This window comes from Bradyrhizobium sp. (assembly GCF_004799405.1).
Classification (GTDB): Bacteria; Pseudomonadota; Alphaproteobacteria; order Rhizobiales; family Xanthobacteraceae; genus Bradyrhizobium.
Genome location: NZ_SSMW01000113.1, coordinates 25315 through 47416, shown reverse-complemented (window position 1 = coordinate 47416; position 22102 = coordinate 25315). Strand labels below are relative to the sequence as shown.

The 22102-nt window shown below is 62.5% G+C and carries 18 protein-coding genes; 11 read left to right on the top strand and 7 right to left on the bottom strand.

Features of this window, described 5'->3' with window-relative positions:
- Positions 1 to 7 precede the first annotated feature (7 nt).
- Positions 8 to 1201: a CoA transferase gene (locus tag E7813_RS17495; protein WP_291575922.1), complete on the top strand. Its 1194-nt coding sequence runs from the start codon at positions 8 to 10 to the stop codon at positions 1199 to 1201.
- Between the two features lie 32 nt (positions 1202 to 1233).
- Here the strand turns inward: E7813_RS17495 and E7813_RS17490 are convergent, their stop codons facing one another.
- From E7813_RS17490 to E7813_RS17475, 4 genes are all read right to left on the bottom strand, one after another.
- Positions 1234 to 2973, bottom strand: a complete 1740-nt coding sequence (locus tag E7813_RS17490) for an NF038122 family metalloprotease (RefSeq protein ID WP_291575921.1) — start codon at positions 2971 to 2973, stop codon at positions 1234 to 1236.
- Positions 2974 to 3169: 196 nt separating this feature from the next.
- Positions 3170 to 4681, bottom strand: coding sequence for a tripartite tricarboxylate transporter permease (locus tag E7813_RS17485; protein WP_291575918.1), 1512 nt, complete (start codon positions 4679 to 4681; stop codon positions 3170 to 3172).
- A gap of 23 nt (positions 4682 to 4704) precedes the next feature.
- On the bottom strand, positions 4705 to 5247 hold the full coding sequence (locus tag E7813_RS17480; protein ID WP_291575916.1) for a tripartite tricarboxylate transporter TctB family protein: 543 nt from the start codon (positions 5245 to 5247) through the stop codon (positions 4705 to 4707).
- Positions 5248 to 5410: 163 nt separating this feature from the next.
- Positions 5411 to 6397, bottom strand: a complete 987-nt coding sequence (locus E7813_RS17475) for a tripartite tricarboxylate transporter substrate-binding protein (RefSeq protein ID WP_291575914.1) — start codon at positions 6395 to 6397, stop codon at positions 5411 to 5413.
- Positions 6398 to 6744: 347 nt separating this feature from the next.
- On the opposite strand from E7813_RS17475, the gene E7813_RS17470 reads away from it, so the two are divergent.
- The 8 genes from E7813_RS17470 (at position 6745) to E7813_RS17435 (ending at position 15165) form a co-directional block, all read left to right on the top strand.
- On the top strand, positions 6745 to 7479 hold the full coding sequence (locus E7813_RS17470; RefSeq protein ID WP_291575912.1) for a class I SAM-dependent methyltransferase: 735 nt from the start codon (positions 6745 to 6747) through the stop codon (positions 7477 to 7479).
- On the top strand, positions 7476 to 8738 hold the full coding sequence (locus E7813_RS17465) for a nucleotide sugar dehydrogenase (protein ID WP_291575911.1): 1263 nt from the start codon (positions 7476 to 7478) through the stop codon (positions 8736 to 8738). Before E7813_RS17470 ends, E7813_RS17465 begins: the two co-directional genes overlap by 4 nt.
- A gap of 18 nt (positions 8739 to 8756) precedes the next feature.
- On the top strand, positions 8757 to 9569 hold the full coding sequence (locus E7813_RS17460) for a glycosyltransferase (protein ID WP_291575910.1): 813 nt from the start codon (positions 8757 to 8759) through the stop codon (positions 9567 to 9569).
- On the top strand, positions 9566 to 10114 hold the full coding sequence (locus tag E7813_RS17455) for an NUDIX hydrolase (protein ID WP_291575909.1): 549 nt from the start codon (positions 9566 to 9568) through the stop codon (positions 10112 to 10114). Before E7813_RS17460 ends, E7813_RS17455 begins: the two co-directional genes overlap by 4 nt.
- A gap of 80 nt (positions 10115 to 10194) precedes the next feature.
- A complete protein-coding gene (locus E7813_RS17450) occupies positions 10195 to 11256 on the top strand; it encodes a Gfo/Idh/MocA family oxidoreductase (RefSeq protein ID WP_291575908.1) in 1062 nt (353 codons plus the stop codon).
- Positions 11253 to 12230 carry an SDR family NAD(P)-dependent oxidoreductase gene (locus E7813_RS17445; RefSeq protein ID WP_291575907.1) on the top strand — a complete coding sequence of 326 codons (978 nt, stop codon included), beginning with the start codon at positions 11253 to 11255 and terminating at the stop codon, positions 12228 to 12230. Before E7813_RS17450 ends, E7813_RS17445 begins: the two co-directional genes overlap by 4 nt.
- 37 nt (positions 12231 to 12267) lie before the next feature.
- A complete protein-coding gene (locus tag E7813_RS17440) occupies positions 12268 to 13536 on the top strand; it encodes a class I SAM-dependent methyltransferase (RefSeq protein ID WP_291575906.1) in 1269 nt (422 codons plus the stop codon).
- A gap of 39 nt (positions 13537 to 13575) precedes the next feature.
- Positions 13576 to 15165 (top strand): hypothetical protein, encoded by a 1590-nt coding sequence (locus E7813_RS17435; RefSeq protein ID WP_291575904.1) that lies wholly within the window; start codon positions 13576 to 13578, stop codon positions 15163 to 15165.
- A 12-nt stretch (positions 15166 to 15177) separates the two neighbouring features.
- Here the strand turns inward: E7813_RS17435 and E7813_RS17430 are convergent, their stop codons facing one another.
- From E7813_RS17430 to E7813_RS17420, 3 genes are all read right to left on the bottom strand, one after another.
- On the bottom strand, positions 15178 to 15975 hold the full coding sequence (locus E7813_RS17430; protein ID WP_291575902.1) for an enoyl-CoA hydratase/isomerase family protein: 798 nt from the start codon (positions 15973 to 15975) through the stop codon (positions 15178 to 15180).
- Positions 15976 to 16026: 51 nt separating this feature from the next.
- Positions 16027 to 17235, bottom strand: a complete 1209-nt coding sequence (locus E7813_RS17425) for an aminotransferase class V-fold PLP-dependent enzyme (RefSeq protein WP_291575900.1) — start codon at positions 17233 to 17235, stop codon at positions 16027 to 16029.
- Positions 17236 to 17383: 148 nt separating this feature from the next.
- On the bottom strand, positions 17384 to 18586 hold the full coding sequence (locus E7813_RS17420; protein WP_291575898.1) for an aminotransferase class V-fold PLP-dependent enzyme: 1203 nt from the start codon (positions 18584 to 18586) through the stop codon (positions 17384 to 17386).
- A 145-nt stretch (positions 18587 to 18731) separates the two neighbouring features.
- Between E7813_RS17420 and E7813_RS17415 the strand changes: the two genes are divergently transcribed.
- Both E7813_RS17415 and E7813_RS17410 read left to right on the top strand, forming a co-directional pair.
- Complete coding sequence (locus E7813_RS17415) at positions 18732 to 21674, top strand: FAD-binding and (Fe-S)-binding domain-containing protein (RefSeq protein ID WP_291575897.1); 2943 nt, start codon at positions 18732 to 18734, stop codon at positions 21672 to 21674.
- Positions 21667 to 22095 carry a heme-binding protein gene (locus E7813_RS17410; protein WP_291575895.1) on the top strand — a complete coding sequence of 143 codons (429 nt, stop codon included), beginning with the start codon at positions 21667 to 21669 and terminating at the stop codon, positions 22093 to 22095. Before E7813_RS17415 ends, E7813_RS17410 begins: the two co-directional genes overlap by 8 nt.
- Positions 22096 to 22102 lie beyond the last annotated feature (7 nt).

The following is a 22102-nucleotide window of genomic DNA, read 5'->3' as shown; positions in this document are numbered from 1 at the left end:
CTTCTGAATGCCCTTCCCGCGTGCCTCAGCCGCCCTCGCCCGCTTCACCGTGCTCGATCTGACCCGCGTCCGTGCCGGCCCGACCTGCGTGCGGCAACTTGCGGACTGGGGTGCCAATGTCATCAAGATCGATGCCCTGCTGGAGGACGCCGGCGCCGAACAGCTGGGCGGGCCGCGGCGCGGGTCCGACTTCCAGAATTTGCACCGCAACAAACGGGCCATGACTCTCAATTTGAAGGATCCCAGGGGCCTCGAGGTGTTCCGGCGTCTTGTCGAAAAGGCCGACGTCGTGGTCGAGAATTTCCGTCCCGACGTCAAGGCGCGGCTCGGCGTCGACTATGAGAGCGTGCGGAAGATCAACCCGCGCATCGTCTATGGCAGCATCTCCGGGTTCGGGCAGGATGGCCCCTATCACAAGCGCCCCGGCTTCGATCAGATCGCCCAAGGCATGGGCGGGCTGATGTCGATCACCGGCGCCCCGGGCGGCGGTCCGATGCGCGTCGGCATTCCCGTTGCCGATCTCACGGCCGGACTGTTCTGCGCCATGGGTATCCTTATTGCGCTGCTGGAACGCGATGTCTCCGGCGAAGGTCAGTGGGTGAAGACTTCCCTGCTGCAGGCGCAAATCTTCATGCTGGATTTCCAGGCCTCGCGCTGGCTGATGGAAAAGGACGTCGCCAAGCAGGCCGGCAACAACCATCCGACCAGCATTCCGACCGGCGTGTTCAAGACCTCCGACGGCTACATCAACATCGCCACCACCGGGGGGCGGATCTGGGAACGCTGCGCCCAGACGCTCGGCGCACCGGAATTCATCACCAATCCCGACTACGCTACCGCACCTGCGCGCTCCAAGAACCGCGATGCGCTCAACGCGGCGCTCAACCTGCTGACGGCGAAGAAATCCACCGACGCCTGGGTCAAGGAGCTCAACGCCGCGGGCGTGCCCTGCGGCCCGATCTATTCGATCGACCAGATGTTCGAAGACGAGCAGGTCAAACATCTCGGCATCGCCCAGGACGTGCCCAACGCCGAGAACCGCCACATCCGCCTGGTCGGACAGCCGGTCACGCTGTCACGCACTCCGAGCAAGATGGCGGCCCCGCCGCCGGAGTTCGGCGAGCAGACCGACGAGGTGCTTGGCGAGTTCGGCTTTACCGCGGCCGAGATTGCCGACCTGAGGAAAAACAAGGTGGTGTAATCGCGTGCGCCGCCCCAGCCCGGTGTCCTGCGTCAAACGAGAATGATGTCGGTGCTGTGCATGACGTAGGTGTTCTGCAGGTGCGCAATCGCGACCTGCCCACCAGGCGCGGAACCGTTTGAATCGAAATACAGGGTGTGATTGGCCGTATCGAACCAAAATTCCTGTGCTGAATTGGTCGGACCCGTCGCATTGGCGATGAAATGAGACGGGTCTAGCACTCCGGTGTTGGCATGCCCGACAGCCAGGCCGTTTCCGAAGCCTGCCGCCGCGAAGTCGATAAGGTCGCCCGCATGGAAATTGTAAATCTGGTCTAGACCTTCATTGGTTGCATTGAATACGAATTGATCATTGCCGGAACCGCCCATCAGGGTGTCATTGCCGGTACCGCCTATGAGAACGTCGTTTCCGCTGCCGCCCGACAGCTTGTCATTGCCACCGAGACCAAAAATCGTGTCGTTACCCGCCGTGCCGGTCAACGAATTGCCGCTGCTATTGCCCACTATGATGGGAATCGCACCCGACGCGTTGTTGGTTTCATTGCTCTCGGTCACGCTGCCGGTACTGTCCGCGATGACGCCAAGATAGTAGGTGCCAGGGGTAAGGTTGCTCGGCAATGACAGCGCAATTACCTCGTTACTGGCGCCTCCAGCCTGCTCCGCAGGCGACGAGAAGGTTCCGAGCAGCTTATCCGCCGTGGTGATCGTGCTGTCGGTCGACAGATACAACCCGGTAGTTGAAGCCGCTGCCGCGGCCCCGCTATCGTTTATCGTAAAGTCGACGGTGGTATCCTTCAGACTTAATCCGGTGACGGAAAGATCGGCCAAAGTCGGAGGGGGAGGTGGAGGGGTCGAGCCTGACCCGGTCGTATGGAATCCCAGCGCGTCAAGCATCTCCAGATCAGCCTTCGTGAGGCCCTGGGTCGTCGAGCTTGTGTAATATTCGTTGAAGGGATCGTTTGGCCCCTGCACGCCGGTATTAAGGAAGTCGCTGGGGTCCGAATGCTGGCCCAGGTCGGCGAGTTTGGTAAGACCGCCGTCTACCGAAAAATATGCAGCTGGAGCGGTGGAGCTTCCCGAAAACAGCCGCGTACCGGGGCCCGTAAAACGAAACAGGTCGAACACATCGGGCTGCGTCCCAAAGGGAACGCGCCCAAGCGCGTGCGTCAATTCATGAAGCGCAACGCCCACGAGGAGGGCGGGATCGATGTCGGTGGCAAAAGTGGCACTTCCGTCATCGGTGGTTGTGTCGTTGGGGTTGATGAGGCCCCAAAGCTTCAGCTGAGCATTCCAGACGGCGACGCTTGTTTGCCCCTGAACCGATGTCCCAGTGGGCAATGCATTGAAGGTCTGGTCGCCAGGCGTTGCGTCATTGACCAGATCGGCTCTGACGGTTGAGTAGCTTTCGTATTGGCCGCTATCGGGACCGGCCGAAGCGCCACCTCCGGTACCGCTGTAGTCAATGATAATATTCACCGTGATTTTGTCGGTAATCGTTCCGGCCAGGATAGTCGCCGCCTCTATGATGCCGGCGCGGAAACTCGCCGGCGCAGCCATCGCTGCATCATCGAAAAGAAGATTGATGGTAATCCCGCCGCTCGTCACCGTGACGGTGGAGCCGCTGGAAGTCGATATTCCTGTACTGCCCCCATTTACGGACGCCAGCTGCCCGGAAGGATTTCCCGGCCTGCCGGCCATCCAGGGCGCGGAGGTCGAATAGATCTCGCCCGCCTGTACTGAAAAGTCGCTGCCTTGCTCGTAAGGATGCCTCATTGCCGAAACCCTTGCGTTCGAGAAAGTGTCATCAGGAAATCCATTTTATTCAATATTGAACGACAAACGCGAAGCGTGTTGATCCACCACCTATCACGCCTTTATTTGTTTTTCGTAACCTAAATTATCCCGGGGGCGGGCCTCATCCACGCATAATTAAAGAAGGCTTTCAAATACATTGGCAAAATCGCGGCCGTCAGACCTTGGCCGGGCGCCACAGCCGCAAGACGCGGCCGAACGCCATGTCGATCACGGGCCAGAACAGCAGCAGGATCGCCAGCGTGGTAATCGAGCCGACCAGGAAGTTCGACCAGAACACCTTCACGTCTCCCCCCGAGCCGATCATCGACAGCCGAAACGCGTCCTCGGCACGGCTGCCCAGCACCAGCGCCAGGGTGAACGGCGCCAGCGGGATGCCGATCTTCTTGAAGACATAGCCGACGACGCCGAACACCAGCATCAGCCAGATGTCGAACATCGCGTTCTGAATCGCATAGGCGCCGATCGCGCAGGACACCACGATCATTGGCGCTACGGCCGCGAACGGCACCCGCAGGATCGAGGCAAATACCGGCACCGTCGTCAACACCAGCAGCAGCCCCACCACGTTGCCGAGGTACATCGACGCGATCAGGCCCCAGACGAAATCCTTGTGTTCGACGAACAGCAACGGACCGGGATTGAGTCCCCATACCATCAGACCGCCGAGCAGGATCGCCGCGGTGCCGGAGCCGGGGATGCCCAGCGCCAGCATCGGCAGCAACGCCGCGGTGCCGGAGGCGTGTGCGGCGGTTTCCGGCGCGAATACGCCCTCGATGCGGCCCTTGCCGAAACTCTCCGGATCTTTGGAAAATCGCTTGGCGAGATTATAGCCCATGAACGAGGCCGCGATCGCACCGCCCGGCGTGATGCCGAGCCAGCAGCCGATCACGGAGGAACGCAGCAGCGTCACCCAGTATTTGGGCAGGTCCTTCCAGACCCTGAGCACCACGCGCAGGCTGATCTTGGCCGCGTGGCCGCGCAGTGCCAGCCGCTCCTCCATCGTCAGCAATATCTCGCTGATCCCGAACAGGCCGATCACCGCGACCAGGAAGTTGATGCCGCGCAACAGGTCGTCGGAACCGAAAGTCATGCGCAACTGGCCGGACACCGTGTCCATGCCGACGCCGGCCAGCAACAGTCCCAGCGACATCGAGATGATGGTCTTGTGTTTCGACTCGCGCCCCAGCCCTACGAACGAACAGAAGGTCAGGAGATAGACCGCAAAGAATTCCGGCGGCCCGAATTGCAGCGCGAATGACGAGATCAGCGGCGCCAGGAAGGTGATCAGCAGCACAGCCACCAACGAGCCGATGAACGACGAAGTGAACGCGGCCGTCAGCGCCTCGGCCGCCTTGCCCTGCTGCGCCATCGGATAGCCGTCAAAGGTAGTGGCGACCGACCACGCCTCGCCCGGAATATTGAACAGGATCGAGGTGATGGCGCCACCGAACAGCGCGCCCCAGTAGATGCTCGACAGCATCACGATGGCCGAGGTCGGGTCCATGGTGAACGTCAGCGGCAGCAGGATAGCCACGCCGTTGGGGCCGCCGAGACCCGGCAGCACGCCGACGAAAATGCCGAGCACGAGGCCCACCATCATCAGCGCCAGCGTCTTCCACGTCATCAGGACGGCAAAGCCGTGCAGCAATAGACCGAAGGCTTCCATGAAACGCTTATCCCGGGTTGCGGCTAGTAGCCGAAGGCCGCTTCGAGCGGTCCCTTCGGCATGATGACGTCAAAGGCGATATCGAATGTTACGAACATGATCGCCGTAAACAGGAAAGCGGTGAGCAGCGACTTCCACAGCGCGATCTTGCCGACCATCCGCATGAAGACGGCGATCAACAGAAAACTCGCGACATACATCCCGAGGAATTGCGTGGCGAGGCAAAACAGCAACGTCGGCACGAACACCGCCATGACGCGCCGCAGTTGCGCGCGGGTGACGAAAGTGTCCGAGACCTCCTGGCGCGCCAGCAGGATGACGACAAGCCCGTAGAGGCTGGCGCAGGCCAGAATCAGCGACAGATAAAACGGAAAATAGCCGGCCTGCGGTCCGGTCGAATCCCAGGCGATTCCGGTGCGCCAGTTGTCCCAGCCAAGCGTCAGCGCCAGCGCGATCAGCAGCAGCGAGACCACGATTTCGACGGTGCGCGTGTCGGCCACGGCAGGCGAGTCAGGCTCCGGCGCGGTCGGATCGTCGACGACAATCTCAATTTCTGAATCGGACATTCGCGTCTCGTTGTCTTGACCCGGCGATTGTTTCGTTAGGCAAGAGCCGAACTCGCCGTCGCCATCCGCAAATGCGGATGAGCCGGTATTCCGCATAGCCGGAAGATATCGCGAAAGCCCGGGGTACCGGACGCCCCGCTTTCGCGGAGCATGACAGCGGTGTTCACTTCGCCACAAACCCCGCTTCGGTCATCAGCGACTTATTGAGCGCGTCATCTTCCTCGAGAAACTTCAGCATATCGTTGCCAGTGAGGAAGATCGGCTTCAGCGCCTGCTTCTCCATGTAGTCCTTGTATTCGGGTGTCTGCGTCACCTTCTGGAACAGGTCGACGTAGAATGCCTGCTGTTCGGCGGTGACCTTGCCGGGCAGGAACATGGCGCGCAGCATCAGATACTGGACGTCAAGGCCCTCTTCCTTGCAGGTCGGGATATCGTTCCACGACTGCGTCTCGGTGACCTTGGTCTTGTAGGCAATCCGCTCCTTATCGAACACGCAAAGCGCGCGAACCTGGCCGGCGCGCCAGACCTCGAGGTTTTCGCTCGGATTGTTGGTGTTGGATTCGGTGTGATTGCCAACCAGTTGCGTCGCCGCTTCGCCGCCGGACTTGTAGGGCAGATAGGCGAATTTCGCGCCAGTCTTCTGCTCGACGAACACGGTGAGGACGTTGTCCTCGCGCTTCGATCCGGTGCCGCCCATCTTGAACGGCGGATTGGCAGCTTTCGCAGCCGCGATGAATTCCTTCACGGTCTTCGGCCCGGCGGCATTGTCCCACAGCACGAACTGGTCGAGTGCGACCACCGCGACCGGCGTCAGGTCGCGCCAGTTGAACGGAATTTTCGCCGACAGCGGCAGCATGTAGATCAGCGAATACGCTATCAAAACCTTGTTGGCGTCGCCGTCGCTCGACTTCATGTACATCAGCGCTTCGGCGCCGGACGCTCCGCCCTTGAGCGAAACCACCATCGGCTGCTTCATCAGATTGTTCTTCTGGATCGCGGCCTGCATCATCCGCGCCATCTGGTCGGAGGCGCCGCCGGCACCGGCCGCCACCACGATTTCAACCGGCTTGGTCGGCTCCCAGCCGGCGCTCGCCGGCGCGCTCGCCAGCATGGCCGACAGAGCGGCGGCAACCTTCATGACATTTCGCACGTGTTTCTTCCCTATGTCCTTGGTTAGGCCTCACGATGGCTTGTTGGAACCATAGTGCGGGGTAACGACCCCGAGTTCAAGCCGATCCCGGTCGCATGGCTTATGACTTTCGCATGAGATTGCAAGCCTTTAGCGCACCCGGTTTTGAGAGCGTTGATGGACGCCTTTGGCGGCTCCAGCGGGCCCGCCGGGGCCGGGAAAACGTAGCATTGCGTTAAGCTTTTTCGAACAAGATCGTCGTGCGCTGCGCCAATTGCAGGCAGAACATCATTCGAGGATTTTCTCGCGCTCGGGGTCAGGTCACGCCCGCTGCATGATTGGCCCAAGGTCTTGTGCTAGGCGTCCGAATGATCGTATCCACCCAGGACAAGCAGAAGGAAATCGCGTTCTTCGACGGTCACGCCGCCGCGGACAGCTATGACGTTTTTACGCCCGAGAGCAATTTACGGCTGATCGGCACCTGCGCACGGCTCGCCAAATGGAAGCCCGGCGCGCGGATCGCCGATCTCGGCTGCGGTTCCGGCGTGTTCACCGATCTGTTGCGCCGGCAGGGTTTCGATGCGGTCGGGCTCGACCTCAGCCCGAAACTCATCACGCTCGGTCAGGCCAAATATCCCGGTATCACCTTCATCGAAGGCGATGTCGAACATCTGCCGTTTGCCGATGCCAGTCTCGACGGCATCCTGCTCAGCGGCTTGTTGCATCACCTCCCCGATCCCGCGCGCTGCGTCGCCGAGGCGTTCCGGGTGTTGAGACCGGGCGGTTCGTTCGCCGCGTTCGATCCCAACCGTATGAACCCGTTCATGTATCTGTATCGCGACCGCTCTTCGCCGCTCTACAGCCCGGTCGGCGTAACCGAGAATGAACGCCCGGTGCTGGCGCACCGGATTTCCGCGGTCTTCACCGCGGCCGGATTCAAGGCCGACACGGATTATATCTCGGACCTGAGCTATCGCTACCTGGCTTCGGCGAAGCTGCGCTGGCTGCTACCGGCTTATAATGCCGTCGATCGCGTGGTCTTTGCACCGAACCTGATGAAGCCGTTGCGTTCATTCGTCCTGACCTATGGTGAGAAGCCGTGACAGTTGCCGAACTTCCCAAAATCGCCAGCCGGACCGGCGCCCGCACGGCGGATCTCACCGTTGTGGGCGGCGCCGGGCATGTCGGCATTCCCCTGGTGCTTTCGTTTGCCGCCAAAGGCCTCAGCGTCAACGTCAACGACCTGAACCTCGACAATCTCGCCGCATTGAAGAGCGGCCGCCTGCCCTTTATCGAATACGGCGCCGAACAACTGCTGACCGGCGCGCTGCGCGACAAACGCCTGACCTTCACCAGCAATCCCGGCGAGATTTCCGGCTCGGGGCCGGTGATCGTCACGATCGGAACGCCGGTCGATGAATTTCTCAATCCGGAGCGCCAGGTCATCCAGGACTGTATCGACGTCCTGCTGCCGCATCTGCGCGACGGACAATTGCTGGTGCTGCGTTCGACGCTCTATCCGGGCACCACCGACTGGATCAATGCCTACCTCACGCGCCAAGGCCGCAGTCTCAAGGTCGCCTTCTGTCCCGAACGAATCGTGCAAGGCCACGGCGTCGATGAACTGGCCAGGATGCCGCAGATCGTCAGCGGCACGACCGCGGAGGCCGCGGAAGAAGCCGCCGCGCTGTTTCGAATCATCGCTCCGGAAATCGTCGTGCTGGATCCGATCGAGGCCGAATTCGCCAAATTGTTCGGCAACGCCTATCGCTACATCGAATTCGCCATCACCAACCAGTTCTATCTGATCGCAAAGTCCGCCGGCCTCGACTATCAGCGCATCCTGCAGGCGATGAAGCACAATTATCCCCGCGCCAGGAATATCCCGAGTCCCGGCTATGCGGCGGGTCCGTGCCTGATGAAGGACACGATGCAGTTGACGGCTTTCGCCCGTAATGAATTCAGCCTCGGCAATGCCGCGATGCTGGTCAATGAAGGGCTGCCGCTGCACATTGTCGACGATCTGCGCCGCCGCTACGACCTCGGCAGGATGACGGTCGGCTTGCTGGGTATGGCCTTCAAATCGGAGATCGACGATATCCGGGCTTCGCTGAGCTACAAGTTCAAGAAAGTGCTGAACGGCTACGCGCGCGAGGTTCTGACTACCGATCCTTTCGTCACGGCCGATCCCGATCTGCTGCCGTTCGACGAAGTCGTCGCCCGCAGCGATATCCTCATCCTCTGCACGCCGCACGGCTTCTACCGGACCGCCGATCTGATGGGCAAACCGGTGATCGACGTCTGGGGAATGCTGCAGAATACTCCCGAGTTCGCCGACAGCACCCTGGTGCCGTCGATCTAGATCGACGGCCGGCGATCGATGACGGAAACCGAATGTGTCCCAAATCCGATCGGCGAACGCGAGCCCGATGTGATGGCCCCACAGATCGACCTTGTCATTCCCGTCTATAACGAGGGTGCCAACATCCGCATGACGCTCGGCGCCTTGGCGCGCGAGATCAGGACACCGGCGCGGGTGCTGATCTGCTATGACAGCGAAGACGACGACACGTTGCCCGCCATCCGCAACAACCCTGGGGACTGGGCGAAACTGGATATCATGTTCGTCCGTAATCTCGGCCGCGGCGCGCATGGCGCGGTACTTGCCGGATTTGCGGTCAGCACGGCTCCCATGGTCGTGGTGTATCCGGCCGACGACGACTTCAATGCCGGCATCATCGATTCGATGGCCGCATTGATGCGCGGCGGCTGCGACGTGGTCTGTGCCAGCCGTTTCATGCCCGGCGGCACCATGCAGGGCTGTCCATGGCTGAAGGCTGCGCTGGTGCGAACCGCGGCATTCACCCTGCACTACATCGCAGCCGTTCCGACCAGAGATCCCACCAGCGGCTTTCGGATGTTTTCGCGAAGGGTCATCGAACAGATCGATATCGAGTCGGATCAGGGTTTCTGCTACAGCATCGAACTGCTGGTAAAAGCGCACCGGCTTGGCTGGCGCGTCGGCGAGGTACCGGCGCGCTGGTTTGAACGCCAGCACGGCACCAGCCGGTTCCGCGTATTGAAATGGCTGCCGGCCTATCTGCGCTGGTATCGCTACGCCTTTGCGACCACCTTTCTTCGCCGCCCGTCAGCGACGGTGGCATTGAAAATCCGGCGGGAACTGTCCGCATGAACCAGTCATGGCCGAGGATCAAATCCCGGCAAACCACCGCCGTCTCGCCCTGGATCGATATCATCACCCGTGAGGTTGAATTCGCGCCAAACCAACCGGCACAGACCTATCATGCGATCGGCCAGCTCGATTATCTCGCCATCGTCGCGTTGACGCCGGATGGCCGCTTCCCGCTGGTGCGGCAGTATCGGCCGGCGCTGGAGGCATTTACGCTCGAACTGCCCGCCGGCCTCGCTGAACCCGGCGAAGATCCAGCGATCGGCTGCCAGCGCGAACTGCTCGAAGAAACCGGATATCCCACGGGCGCCATCTATCCCTTGGGAACAACCGCGCCCTGCACCGGACGCTTGAGCAACCGGCTGCATTCCTATTTTCTGCAAACTGAGCGCCGTATCGACAATTTCACGCCCGAACCGGGTGTTGCCGTCGAATTGGCGACCCCGTCTGAACTGGTTGCGATGATCAAGTCGGGAGAATTCAATTCTCAACTGCATTTGGGTGCATTGCTGCTGGCGGAGCTGCGGAACTTCATCGCGCTTAAATAATATTGGCCGTATCGTTTTGCCGCCGCATCGCGGCGGCACGGCCCTGGTGCCCATATCCAGAAATCACTGCAGGAGCCCTCGTGATACGGATCGGAATTGTCGGCTGCAATTACGGGCGCCTCGTCCATCTTCCGGCTTTCCGGCTGGACCCGCGCTGCGAGGTGATTGCCCTGGCCGGCACCGATTCGGCGCGTACCGCCGAGCTGGCGCATGCCGCGAACATTCCACTGTCTTTCGGTAGCTGGATCGATCTCGTCGAACATCCGGATGTCGACGCCGTCACCATTGCAACACCTCCGGCCCTGCAGCACGCGATAGCCCTGCGTGCGCTCGAACTGGGCAAGCCGGTGTTCGCCGAGAAACCGATGGCCGCCGATCTGCAGCGCGCCGCGGCCATGCTGAGGGCCGCCGAAGGCAGCGGCCGGGCAGCCATGGTCGATTTCAATTTTTCCGCGATCCTGGCATGGCGCAAGGCGAAGTTGCTGCTGGAACAGGGTGCCCTAGGCCGGTTGCGTCACGTCGCCGTGAACTGGAACGTCGAGAATCAGACCACGCGGATGCGGATCGGCAACTGGAGGGCGCATGGCGGAGACGGCGGCGGCGTGCTCGGAAACTTCGTCAGCCACAGTTTCCATTATATCGAATGGCTGTGCGGCCCGATCTCGGGACTGTCGGCGCGGCTGTCGGGCCTGCCCGACGCACCGGCCACGGAAACCAACGCCGGCGTCAACATGGCGTTATGCTCGGGCGCATCCGCCAGCCTCGCCGTAAGCTGCGCGTCCTATCTTGGTTCCGGCCATCGTCTTGAGTTCTATGGCGAGGATGGCAGCCTGACACTGGCGAATGAGACATCGGACTATATGCGCGGCTTCGAACTCCGGCTGGCGCAGCGGCCGGCGACGGCGTTCGCCAAGGTCGAAATCGGCGACTCCGTCGATCGGGCCTTCCCCCAGGATGGCCGGATCGCGCCGGTATCCCGCCTTGCGGCCGATTTCCTCGATGCCATCTCTCAAGGCCGCGCCGGCTGGCCCGGATTTGCCGAGGGCTATCGCGTTCAAACGCTGCTCGACACCGCCCGCCGCGCCCATAAAGGCGGCTGCTGGCTCGACGTGGAGCCCGAATCGGGGGACAAGCGGGCGTGAGCTCCATATTGGTCACCGGCGGCAGCGGTTTTATCGGCTCGGCGCTCGTCAAGGCGCTGCTGAAGCAGGGCCACGCCGTGCGTGTGCTGGATGACAATTCGCGCGGCGCGCCGCGCCGCCTGAAAGAGGTCGAAGGCGACATCGAATTCATCGGCGGCGATATCCGCGATGCCGCCGTGGTGACACAGGCCGTGCGTGGCGTCGACGAGGTGCATCACCTCGCTTTCGTCAACGGCACGGAATTTTTCTACAGCGCCCCGGAGCTCGTGCTCGACGTCGGCGTCAAAGGCATGGTCAACGTGATCGATGCCTGCCGCAGCGAAGGCATCGGCAAACTGATCCTGGCATCGAGTTCGGAAGTCTACCAGACGCCGCCGCACGTCCCGACCGACGAGACCGCGCCGCTGCTGGTGCCCGACCCGACCAATCCGCGCTACTCCTATGGCGGCGGCAAGATCATCAGCGAGCTGATGGCGATCAATTACGGCCGCAAGTTCTTCGATCGCGTGCTGATCTTCCGGCCGCACAATGTGTACGGGCCCGACATGGGCTGGGAACACGTGATTCCGCAGTTCGCAAGGCGCGTCAAGGCGGTCGCCGCGAAGCAACCTTCCGGCAAGTTGCCGTTCCAGATGCAGGGCGATGGCCGGCAGACCCGCAGCTTCTGCCACGTCGACGACCTGGTCGCCGGCGTGCTGGTGATGCGGGACAAGGGTGCGCACCTCGGCATCTATCATGTCGGAACCACCGAAGAGGTAACCATCGCCGATCTCGCCGCGCGCGTCGCGGCCCATGGCGGCCGCCAGATCGAATTGATCGCAACGCCGGCGCCGGCTGGAGCCACCGACCGCCGTTGCCCCGATATCGCCAAGCTTGGAAAGCTCGGCTACAAGCCGAAGGTATCGCTGGCCCAGGGTCTCGCCCCGACCATCGACTGGTATTGGGCTAACGAAAACCTCGCGCCGCGGAGCTAAACGATTGCACCGGGCCAGGCCCCCAGGAGATATTGCCGTGTTCCCCACAAAAGTCGCGCGCGGTGCCGGTAGCGGCGGAAGTGTCCCGGTCGAATGCTGCCAGATCTGCGGCCATGAGCCGCTGGAGACCGTGCTGTCGCTGGGCTACATGCCGCCGGTAAACCAGATGGTGGCGGTCGGCGCCGTCCAAAAACAGCAGATCTGGTTTCCGACCAACCTGATGCATTGCACGAATTGCGAACTAGTGCAGCTCGGCGTTGCCGTCGATCCCGAGATCATCTTCCCGCCGGAATATCCCTACACCAGCGGCATGACCCGGATCCTGCGCGACAATTTCGCCGGTCTCTATGCCGAATCCTCCGGCATGCTCGGGCTCAAGAAAGACGACCTGGTGGTCGACATCGGCTCCAATGACGGCACGCTGATCTCGAACTTCCAGAACGGCGGCCATCGCATTCTAGGCATCGAGCCGACCGACGTTTCGAAGATCGCCAATGATCGCGGCATTCCGACGCTGCAACGCTACTTCTCCCGTGAAGTCGCGCGCGAAGTCAGGGAAAAACACGGTGCCGCCAAGGTGATCACCGCCGCCAATTGTTTTGCACATATCGAGGACGTCCATGCGATCGTCGACGGCATTGTGGAAATGCTGGCGCCCGACGGCGTGTTCATCTCGGAATCGCATTACCTGATCGGCCTGCTCGACGACCTGCAATACGACACCGTCTATCACGAACATCTGCGGCACTACACCGTCGGGAGCCTCGCTTACCTGCTCGGCATGCACGGGCTCGAAGTGTTTCACGCCCGCAAGATACCGACCCATGGCGGATCGATCCGGGTTTATGCGGCGCGCAAGGGGACGCGGCCGGTACAGGCCAGCGTGAAGGAAATGCTTGCCGGCGAGCCCACCGGCGAGGCAATGCGCCGACGCCTCGTCACCTTCCGCCACGACGTCATGCTCTCGAAGGAACGGCTTCATGCGCTGATCCGCGACGTCAAGGAAAAGGACGGCCGGATCTGCGGCATCAGCGCGCCTTCGCGCGCCTCGACGCTGATCAATTATGTCGGACTGGATTCGGCGATCATCGACTATGTCTGCGAGATCGAGGGCTCGCTGAAAATCGGAAAATGCATGCCGGGCACGCTGATCCCCGTGGTCGAGGAAAGCCGGCTGTTCAGAGATCAGCCGGACTGCGCCATCATTCTTTCCTGGCACATCGCAGATGAGTTGGCGCCGAAGCTGCGCGCCAAGGGCTACAAAGGCATGCTGGTGACGCCATTGCCGGTGCCGAGGGTGCTTTGACGCAACCGCAGGCGAGCGGCGCCGCCGGACAAGTATCCGATGGATGATGCCGGCACAATCCGGGTGACGCGGGCACTGCGGGCGGCATCTTTGCTTCTCGCCTGTTGCGCAATCGCGATCTTCGCGTTCCGGTCGCTGGCCGGCCCGCTGTGGCTCGACGAACTCCTGACAATGACTCTGGTTCAGGCCGATAGCCTCCCTAGACTCTGGTCCGGAATCATCGCCGGCATCGACGGCAACCCGCCGCTTTATCTCACCGCCGCATGGCTGATCGTCCATGCGATGCCGCGCGCGGTATCGTCAGTCGCGGCGCTCGAACTGACAAATCTGGCGCTGACGATGGCCGCGACCATAGCGCTCTATCGCGTAAGCCGGCGGGCTGCGTCCGCGACGGCGTGCTGGATCGGCACGTTCCTGTTCGCTGCGCTGAACGACAACCTGATCCATATCGCGGTCGAACTGCGAACCTACGCGCTGTACTTTTTCATGGCAGCGCTCGCCGTGCTATTTCAGCAGCGCCTGATCGAACGCCACCGGCCCCGCGACGTCGCCGCGCTCGCGCTCCTTTATGCGGGACTGACGCTGGCGCACACGTTTGGCATCGTCTATGTCGGCTGCATCGCGCTCGCCGGCGGGCTCAGCCAGCCTCAAGACGGATGGCCCCATTGGCGGCGTATCGCCGTTGCCGTCATCCCCGCGATCGTGGTGCTGGCAGCCTGGATGCCGTTCTTTGTCCAGCAGAGCGCGGTGGGCCGGCCCTATATGTGGGTCGGCCCTCCGGGCCTTCCCGATCTGCTCGAAAGCCTGTTCGCATCGAAATTGTCGATGTGGATTGCGATCGTGGAACTGGGCTGCCTTGCGAGCGCGGCGGTCGCCGGCCTCAGACGCGGCGGATTGCAGTTGCGCACGGTTTTCAGCGACCCGGCATGGCAACCGCTCCGATATCTCGCGCTGGTGTTAATCGGAATATCCGGTTTCACGCTGGCGGCATGGACCGTGTCGGTGGCGCTGTTTCCGCTGTTTGTGCCCCGGTATTTCACGCCCCAACTGATCGTCGGCTTTGCGCTCCATATCGCGTTCTGCGAATGGCTGACGCGGCTGGCGCGGCAGCGCCTCGAGGACCCGGCGAGCCTTGCCGTCTATGCGGCCGTCGTTCCGCCGCTGCTGCTGAGCGCGGTGATGCTCTCCCGAGATCCGTTTCACAACGACGTGCCCTGCTCCAACAGCGCCGGAACCGCCTTCGAAACCGGTTTCGTCAACGGGGACATGCCGGTGATCGCGGAATCTCCGCACGTCTTCCTGCCCCGCGCAACCTACGCAAATCACCGCGAGGCGTACCGCTTCCCGCTGGATTGGGATGTGGTGTTGAACTATCCCGAGCGCGCCAGAGGCAACGCCGTGGATTACAATATCATGCGAAGCCTGCAGAAATGGGGGCCGATGCCCGCGGTCATGCCCACCGAGGATATCGTGAGGAATTTCCCGCAATTCCTCGCCATCGAACAATCCGGCCGGGCCTGGTTTCACAACCTGAGAACCACCCGGGACGTCGTTGCCGAGAAACTCGGCGCTACCGACGATCAGTCCTGCACGCTGTGGAAAGTGACGAGCGTGCAACCGCGCCGCTGACGCGAAGAGAGCCTATTTGCCCTTCCAGTTCGGCGTGCGCTTGTTGAGGAAGGCATCCATTCCTTCGCGGAAATCCTCGCTCATGTAAGCGCGCAGGATGAGGTCCTCGCCCTCGTCGCGCGAGAGCGTCCGCCGGATGCGGCGCACCGCTTCCTTGGTGACCTCAAGCGTGATCGGCGCATGGCTGGCCACCAGCTTTGCGGTCTCGTTGGCGCGGCGCTGCAGCGTCTCGACGTCGGGCACCACTTCATTGAGCAGGCCCAGGGCGAGCGCCTCGGGGGCCTCGACCAGCCTTGCCTTGAAGATCAAATCCTTGGTTCGCGCCGGTCCGATCAGCGACACCAACCGGCTGATGTTGGTCATCGACAGGCAATTGCCGAGCGTACGCGCAATCGGAAAGCCGATCCGGGTTGACGCGGTGCCGATCCGGATATCGCAGCAGGCGGCGATCCCCGCCCCGCCACCGGTGCAGGCGCCGGCGATCGCGGCGATGGTCGGCACCCGGCAGGTTTCCAGCGCGCCGAGCACGCGGTCGATCCGCGCCTCGTAGTCGAGCGAATCCTGCGCGGTCTTGAAGGCGCGGAATTGCGAAATGTCGGTGCCGGAGGCGAAAGCCTTCTCGCCGGTGCCGGTGAGGATCATCGCCTTGATCGAGCGGTCGGCGTTGACGCTTTCGCAGATCGCCGCCATCTGCTCGTACATCGCAAAGGTCAGCGCATTGCGCGCCTGCGGACGGTTGAAGGTCAGCCGGGCGATGCCGTCCTCGACGACGTAGAGCAGGTCCTCAGTCGCTGGCACCGGAGCATTCATCGCGGGCTCTTTCTGTTCTTGCTTCTTTATCCAGCCCGAGTCGAAATTGACTCAGGCAACCGCGGCCTTTGATTTCGGCATCGGCACCACGTCGCGTCCTTTCAGGACCTCCATGGCGGCGAGCACGCCGCCGGCGCGATGCGGCACCTTGGCGAGATCGAAGCCCATCTCGATGCCCGACAGCGTTCCCATCAGCATCAGGTCGTTGAAGTGCCCGATATGGCCGATCCGGAATGCCTTGCCCTTGAGCTTTCCGAGCCCGGTGCCCAGCGACATGTCGAAGTTTTCCAGAACCACCTTGCGGAAATTGTCGGCGTCGTTTCCGTCCGGAACCATGACCGCGGTCAGCGCCGGCGAGTAGCAGTGCGGATCAAGGCACACAAGTTCGAGGCCCCACGCCTTGACCGCCGCACGGGACGCCGCGCCATGGCGCTTGTGGCGCAGGAACACATTGTCGAGCCCCTCTTCCTCGAGCATCGCAATGGCTTCTTTGAGCGCAAACAGCAGGTTGGTCGCCGGCGTATAGGGGAACGTGCCCTGCTTGTTGATCTCGATCATGTCGTGCCAGTCCCAGTAGGACCGCATCGCCGATTTGTTCGCCTTGGCGGCCGCGAGCGCCTTTTCCGAAACCGCGTTGAAGCTCAGTCCCGGCGGCACCATCATGCCCTTTTGCGACCCGCCGACGGAGATATCGATGCCCCAGGCGTCATGTTCGTATTCGAGCGCCGCCAGCCCAGAGATGGTGTCGACCATCAACAGCGCCGGGTGGTTGGTGCGATTGAGGGCCTTGCGGACTTCGAGCGGATGGGTGACGCAGCTGGTCGAGGTCTCGTTGTGCACCACCAGCACGGCCTTGATCTTGTGCGCACGATCGGCGGCGAGCTTGGCCTCGATCTGCTCGACATCGGCGCCGCGCCGCCAGTCGGTCGGCAGGAATTCGACGTCGAGTTTGAACCGCTCAGCAATGCCGCGCCACAACACCGCGAATTGTCCGGTTTCGGCCAGCAGCACCTTGTCGCCCGGCGACAGCACATTGACGATCGCGGCTTCCCAGGCGCCCGAGCCCGACGCGGGATAGATGATGACCGGCTGTTTGGTGCGGAAAATGCGCTGGCAGCCGGCGAGCACGGCATAACCAAGTTCGGCGAATTCGGGGCCGCGATGGTCCAGGGTCGGCATGTCCATGGCCCGCAGCACCCGGTCGGGCACGTTGGTCGGGCCTGGAATCTGAAGAAAATGCCTTCCGGTATGCAGGGTCATCTGGGGTCCTTCCGGGGGGTCTTGGTTTGGCAGGGGGTCGAATATCACTATTTGGCGGGCTTGTCCCCCGCCCGGCGGGTCCCGTCAATGCGTAAGTGGCCCGGGGGTTGCCCTGCCTGGCCCGCTTGAGCGAATCTCCTGCCCCGCGCTAGGTCTTGACTACCTTGAGGTGGCCCGGCGAATTCAGCGTAGTGCGCTCTTCCAGCGACGCCATCGCAGCGTCGACCCCGCCCGCACGGTGCGGCACGCCCGCGGCGGCGAGTCCCATCTCCACGCCGGACAAGGCCCCCATCAGGGTCAGTTCGTTGCACTCGCCGAGATGGCCGATGCGAAATACCTTGCCTGCAAGTTTGCTGAGGCCGGAGCCGAGCGACATGTTGTAGTTGTCGAGCACGGTCTTGCGGAACTTGTCGGCATCGTGCCCCGGCGGCATCAGCACGGCCGTCAGCACCGGAGAATATTCGGCCGGTTCAAGACACAGTACCTCGAGGCCCCACTGCGTAACTGCGGCGCGGGTAGCGGCGGCAAGGCGCTTGTGGCGGGCGAACACCGCATCCAGCCCCTCCTCCAGCAACATCGCGATGGCTTCGCGCAGGCCATAGAGCAGCGTCGTGGCCGGGGTATAGGGGAAGAAGCCGGACGCGTTGGGCTTGAGCATCTCTTCCCAGTCCCAATACGACCGCGGCATCTTGTTGGTCTTTGAGGCGGCGCGGGCCTTTTCGGAGATGGCGTTGAAGCCTATTCCCGGCGGCAGCATGAATCCCTTTTGCGAACAGCTGACGGTGACGTCGACCTTCCACTCGTCGTGCCGGTAATCGACCGAGCCTAGCGAAGAGATCGTATCCACCAGCAGCAATGCGGGATGCTTCACCTTGTCCATCGCGGCGCGGATATCGCCGATCCGGCTGGTGACGCCGGTGGACGTCTCGTTGTGCACCACCATGACGGCCTTGATGGCATGGGCGGTATCCTGCGCCAGCCGGGCCTCGACCGCCGCGGGATCGGCGCCATGGCGCCAGTCGCCGGGCATGAGATCCACCTCGATGCCCCAGCGCGCCGCCATCTGCCGCCACAGCATGGCGAAATGGCCGGTCTCGACCATCAGGACCTTGTCGCCGGGTGACAGCGTATTGACGATCGCCGCCTCCCAGGCACCGGTGCCCGACGACGGAAAAATGATGACCGGGCCGGCGGTCTTGAAGATTTTCCGGCAGCCTTCGAATACCGTCTTGCTGAGCTCGGCAAATCCGGCACTGCGATGATCGATGACCGGCATGTCCATGGCGCGCAGCACGCGATCCGGTACCGGGCTCGGTCCGGGAATCTGCAGAAAATGGCGTCCCTGAGTCATGGATTCCTCCATTCGATCTGGCCGGGTGCATATTGCATCCAATTTTTCAACCTACAACCAACAAATTGTTCGCATTTTTTGATCGACGGCTTCCCCGCCGGGGGCCTATGTTCCTTGCTATGAAAGCTCTCATTTTTCGATTTCAATGACGCTTGAAGACAGGCTTGCGCGCGAGACCAGCGGCGAGGTTTTGTTCGATTCCTTCAGCCGCGGCCGCTACGCCACCGACGCGTCGTTCTACCAGATTTTGCCGGCCGGCGTGGTGATCCCCCGCACCATCGACGAGGCGCTTCGAGCGCTGGCGATCTGCCGCGACGAGGGGCGGACGGTCACCCCGCGCGGCGGCGGAACCTCGCAATGCGGCCAGACCGTCAATCACGGCGTCGTCATCGACCTTTCCAAGCACCTCAATCGCCTGATCTCGCTCGACGTCGAAAACCGTAGCTGCGTGGTCGAGCCGGGGATCGTGCTCGACGACCTCAACCGCCAGCTCAGAAAACACGGCCTGTGGTTTCCGGTCGATGTTTCCACGGCATCCCGCGCCACCATCGGCGGCATGGCCGGCAACAATTCCTGCGGCGGGCGTTCGCTGCGATACGGCACCATGCGCGACAACACGCTGGCGATGGATGCGGCGCTCGCCGACGGCACCCTGATGCATTTCGGCGAGGTGCCGCGCGACAGCGACGTCGGGCTGTTTCGCGACATGCTGGCGCTCGGCGAGCGCGAGGCCGCCGAGATCGCGAAGAAATTTCCAAAGGTGCAGCGCCGCGTCGGCGGCTACAATCTCGATGCGCTGGTGCCGCGCAATGCCGACAACAACATGGCGCATCTGCTGGTGGGCTCGGAAGGAACGCTGGCCTTCACCACCCGGGTCGAACTGAAGCTTTGGCCGCTCATCCGCAACAAGGTGCTCGGCGTCTGCCATTTCGGCAGCTTCTACCAAGCGATGGATGCCACCCAGCATCTGGTGAAGCTTCGCCCGATCGCGGTCGAGCTGGTCGATCGCACCATGCTGTCGCTCGGCCGCGAGATCGCGATGTTCCAGCCTGTCATCGGCGCCGCAATCCGCGGCGATCCTGATGCGGTCTTGATCGTCGAGTTCGCCGAGGAAGACCACGCCGACAATATCCAGCGGTTGAAACAGCTCGGCGAGTTGATGGCCGATCTCGGTTTCGGCTGGAACAATCCGCAACGCAAATGGGGCGGCGTGGTCGAGATCACCGACCCAGGCCTGCAGACCGGGATCGCGGAGTTTCGCGCCGCCGGCCTCAACGTCATGATGTCGATGAAGCAGGAGGGTAAGCCGGTTTCGTTCGTCGAGGACTGCGCGGTGCCGCTGCCGCACCTGGCCGACTACACCGAGCGGCTCAACGGCATTTTCGCCAAACACGGCACCCGCGGCACCATGTATGCGCACGCCTCGGAAGGCTGCCTGCATGTGCGGCCGGTGCTCAACCTGAAGCTCGAAAAGGACGTCAAGGCGATGCGCGCCATCGCCGAGGAAACCTTTGCGATGGTCAGGGAATACAAGGGGTCGCATTCCGGCGAGCACGGCGACGGCATCGTGCGTTCGGAATTTCACGAGACCATGTTCGGCGCGCGCATCGTCGCCGATTTCCGTGAGGTCAAGCACCGCTTCGATCCTGCCAACGTGCTCAATCCCGGCAAGATCGTCGATCCGCCTGAAATGGATGACCGCTCGCTGTTTCGCTATCCGCCAGACTATCGCGTTGGCGAATTGAAGACCGCGCTCGACTGGTCGGCCTATCCCGGCGCCGGCGGCGGCTTCCAGGGCGCGGTCGAGATGTGCAACAACAACGGCGCCTGCCGCAAGCTCGAAGGCGGCGTGATGTGTCCATCCTATCGCGCCACCCGCGACGAAAAAGACGTGACACGCGGCCGCGCCAATACGCTCAGGCTGGCGATTTCCGGCCAGCTGGGGCCGGACGCCCTCACCTCCGACGAGATGATGGACACCCTGAAGCTCTGCGTGTCCTGCAAGGCCTGCCGCCACGAGTGTCCAACCGGCGTCGACATGGCGAAGATGAAGATCGAAGTGCTCGCCGCACGCGCCGCCAAGCACGGGCTTTCGCTCAGGGACCGGCTGGTGGGATATCTGCCGCATTATGCCGATCTGGCGGCGCGCTTCGCGCCGCTCGCCAATCTTCGCAATAGAAGTCCGTTGTTGCGCAAGGCGTTTGAAAAATTCGCCGGCATCAGCGCGCAACGGGCGCTGCCGGCCTGGCGGCGCGACGTTTTCACCGCCGACGCCGAAGCAGCCGGCCCCGCCGATGGCCATGAGGTCGTGCTGTTCGCCGACACCTTCAACCGCATTTATGAGCGCGAGAATCTCGACGCCGCTTTGCGCGTGCTGGTCAAGGGTGGATACCGCGTCCACATTCCAAGGCCCCCGGATGGCGCAAGACCCCTGTGCTGTGGACGGACGTTCCTTTCGGCCGGCCTCGTTGATAACGCACGGACCGAACTCGACCGGCTGGTCGCGACTTACGCGCCGTTCGCCTCGCGCGGCGTACCCATCGTCGGGCTGGAGCCGAGTTGCCTGCTCACGCTGCGCGACGAGTTGCTCTCGCTGCGTTCGGATGCCGCGGCAAAAAGCATCGGCGCGCATGCGCTGTTGTTCGAGGAATTCCTGGTTCGCGAGGCCGGCGCCGGCCGCTTGCGACTGCCGCTCGGTCCGGTCGCCGGGAAAGCTCTGGTGCACGGGCACTGTCATCAAAAATCGTTCGGCGCGTTCAAGCCGGCCGAGCAGGTGCTGCGCCTCGTCCCGGATTTGAATGTGGAGACGATCGAGTCCAGTTGTTGCGGCATGGCCGGCGCCTTCGGCTACGGCGCCGATACCTACCAGACCTCGATCGACATGGCCGAGCTTTCGCTGCTGCCGGCCGTCAGGCACGCGAATGAAACAACGCTGATCGTTGCCGACGGCACCTCGTGCCGGCATCAGATCAAGGATGGCACCGGGCGCACTGCCCTTCACGTCGCACGTGTGCTGGCGATGAGCCTCGACGCCGCGCAATCTCCTTCAAAATCATCATCGCTTGCAAAGGAAGATCATCATGGCTGAACTGACCCTCGACGTTGCCCGCAGGATTCTCGATGCCGCGCTTGCCAAGGGCATCGAGAAGAAGCTGAAGCCGCTTGTGGTGACGATTCTCGACGCCCGCGGCTGCGTCAAACTCACCGCGGCACAGGACGGCACCAGCCTGTTGCGAAGCGAAATCGCCAACGGCAAGGCGTTCGGCGCGCTGGCGATGGGGATGGGTTCACGGGCGCTGTTCCAGCGCGCGCAGGAAGCGCCGTTTTTCGTCAGCGCGGTGAATACGCTGGCGCAGGGACGGCTGGTGCCGGTGCCCGGCGGCGTCCTGATTCAGGATGGCAGCGTGCTGCTCGGCGCAGTCGGAATCAGCGGCGATACTTCCGATAACGATGAAGCCTGCGCGATCGCCGGCATTGAGGCTGCGGGATTGAAGGCGAACCCGGGGTAGCCGCGTA

Bases quoted from the DNA above. Each gene is read 5' to 3' on its own strand.
- E7813_RS17495 (WP_291575922.1), top strand. From the start codon at position 8: ATGCCCTTCCCGCGTGCCTCAGCCGCCCTCGCCCGCTTCACCGTGCTC.
- E7813_RS17490 (WP_291575921.1), bottom strand. From the start codon at position 2,973: ATGAGGCATCCTTACGAGCAAGGCAGCGACTTTTCAGTACAGGCGGGC.
- E7813_RS17485 (WP_291575918.1), bottom strand. From the start codon at position 4,681: ATGGAAGCCTTCGGTCTATTGCTGCACGGCTTTGCCGTCCTGATGACG.
- E7813_RS17480 (WP_291575916.1), bottom strand. From the start codon at position 5,247: ATGTCCGATTCAGAAATTGAGATTGTCGTCGACGATCCGACCGCGCCG.
- E7813_RS17470 (WP_291575912.1), top strand. From the start codon at position 6,745: ATGATCGTATCCACCCAGGACAAGCAGAAGGAAATCGCGTTCTTCGAC.
- E7813_RS17460 (WP_291575910.1), top strand. From the start codon at position 8,757: ATGACGGAAACCGAATGTGTCCCAAATCCGATCGGCGAACGCGAGCCC.
- E7813_RS17455 (WP_291575909.1), top strand. From the start codon at position 9,566: ATGAACCAGTCATGGCCGAGGATCAAATCCCGGCAAACCACCGCCGTC.
- E7813_RS17435 (WP_291575904.1), top strand. From the start codon at position 13,576: ATGGATGATGCCGGCACAATCCGGGTGACGCGGGCACTGCGGGCGGCA.
- E7813_RS17430 (WP_291575902.1), bottom strand. From the start codon at position 15,975: ATGAATGCTCCGGTGCCAGCGACTGAGGACCTGCTCTACGTCGTCGAG.
- E7813_RS17425 (WP_291575900.1), bottom strand. From the start codon at position 17,235: ATGACCCTGCATACCGGAAGGCATTTTCTTCAGATTCCAGGCCCGACC.
- E7813_RS17420 (WP_291575898.1), bottom strand. From the start codon at position 18,586: ATGACTCAGGGACGCCATTTTCTGCAGATTCCCGGACCGAGCCCGGTA.
- E7813_RS17415 (WP_291575897.1), top strand. From the start codon at position 18,732: ATGACGCTTGAAGACAGGCTTGCGCGCGAGACCAGCGGCGAGGTTTTG.
- E7813_RS17410 (WP_291575895.1), top strand. From the start codon at position 21,667: ATGGCTGAACTGACCCTCGACGTTGCCCGCAGGATTCTCGATGCCGCG.